This window comes from Dietzia sp. SYD-A1, assembly GCF_015356725.1.
In the GTDB taxonomy this organism is placed as follows: Bacteria; Actinomycetota; Actinomycetes; order Mycobacteriales; family Mycobacteriaceae; genus Dietzia.
In genome coordinates this window covers 1-1720 of the sequence record NZ_JADDKI010000355.1, presented here as the reverse complement: position 1 = coordinate 1720, position 1720 = coordinate 1, and the positions used below count along the sequence as shown (strand labels likewise).

Below are 1720 nucleotides of genomic sequence, written 5' to 3'. Positions count from 1 at the left end.
ATCCGGTGCCCCGCGTGGAGATCCACCTCACGGCCGCCCTGGTCCGCGACAGCGCGGGCGAGGCCGCCGTCCGCCCCCCGGAAACGGAACACCGACTGGTCCCCGTCCTCCACCACCACCATGACGTCCGCGCCCCCACCGACGGCGGCCACGAACTCGGCGGCGAGCGGGTCGAGGTGGTGTGCGTCGTCCACCACCACCAGCCGACGGGACCGGAATATCTCCCTGAGCTGCGGGTCCGCTGTCAACGCGTCCAGCGCCGCCCCCACGAGTTCGGCGGCGTTGAGCGCCTCGGGCACGTCCGACTCCCCACCCCGTAGGCCCGAGCGCAGGGCCATCTGCTCCTCGTGCCTGCGGAAGAACCCGGCGGCGGCCACCCACGCGGGCCTGTCCGCCGACCGTCCCAGGCGGGCGAGTTCCCGGGGGCCGATCCCCCGCTCGAGAGCGCGCAGCAGCAGGTCACGGATCTCCCGCGCGAACCCCACGGCCGACAGCGCGGGACGGAGCTGTTCGGGCCAGTGCGGGGCGCCATCCGCCACCTCTCCGAGCAACGTCTCGCGGATCAACGCGTCGTGCTCCGCGCCCGTCCGGAGCCGCGGGGTCGGGGCGTCGACCCGAGCGGCGGCCAGCCGGACCACGGCATGGGCGAGGGAGTGGACGGTGCGGACGGGGGCGTCCGTTCCCACGACGACCTCCGACGGGAGTCCGCGGGTGATCTCCTCCAGCACGGCGGCCCCGGCGGTGGCGGAGCCCGTGAGGACCAGGACACCGTCCATACCCACCCCGCCCGTCACCGCGGCGCGCACCACGTCCACCAGGAGTGAGGTCTTCCCGCTCCCGGGCCCGCCACGCACGACCCACCGGTCCTGACCATCCGCCGGGCCGGCACCCCAGTCCCGTCCGATCAACCCGCCGAGGGCGGTCGGCCACTCCCTGGCTGGCGGGGCCTGCCCCGTGCGGGCCGGATGCGGTGCTACGGCGGGCGGTACTGCGACGGTCGGTACTGCGGGCTCTGTCACGGCTCGATGAGACCACACTCCTCCGACAGGCCCGCGGCCACCGGATCGGTGGCCCCGGACCGCCGGCGTCAGCGCAGCGTGTCCTCGAGCATCCGGGGTCGACACGCGATCCGGCCGACCACGCACATCACCGCGAGCACCACCGTGAGGAACGCCAGTCCCCCGCCGAGACCCGGACCGGACAGCAGGAGGCCGAAGACGACGGGGCCGAGGCTCGCCGCCGTGTACCCGACCCCCTGCGAGAACCCGGAGAGGGCGGCGGAACCGGCCTGCGTCCGCGTGCGGAGGTTGATGAGTGTCAGGCAGAGCGGGAACGTACTGGGCCCCACCCCGAGCAGGCAGATCCACAGCCACGGGGCGGCGCCGGGCGCCCAGAGCAGTCCGGCGAAACCGGCCAGGTAGCAGACCACGGAGACGAGGACGACCGGGTAGGGATCGGCGAAGCGCCCCGCCGCCCAGGGCACGACCAGGGCGGCGATCAGGCCGATGGCCGAGTAGACCGCCAGTGCGAGTCCTCCCTCGGCCCGGGTCATCCCGATCGACTCGGCCACGGCCGGGAGCCACGTGAAGAAGGCGTAGGTGCACAGTGAGTTGGTTCCGAAGAACAACGCGAGGGCCACCCCCACGGGCGAGCGCCAGGGCCGGACCCGCCGTGCCGGGCCCGACCCGCCGACGACCGTGGTGGCCCGTGAGGGTCTGGC

At 74.3% G+C, this 1720-nt stretch carries 1 protein-coding gene and 1 pseudogene; both read right to left on the bottom strand.

Translation table 11 applies throughout. The features are described 5' to 3' along the window. A partial coding sequence (locus tag IY392_RS13630; RefSeq protein ID WP_309234186.1) for a UvrD-helicase domain-containing protein occupies positions 1–854 on the bottom strand: 854 nt, incomplete at its 3' end. 233 nt (positions 855–1087) lie between these two features. Further along, a pseudogene (locus IY392_RS13625) lies at positions 1088–1720 on the bottom strand (MFS transporter); the annotation flags it as partial.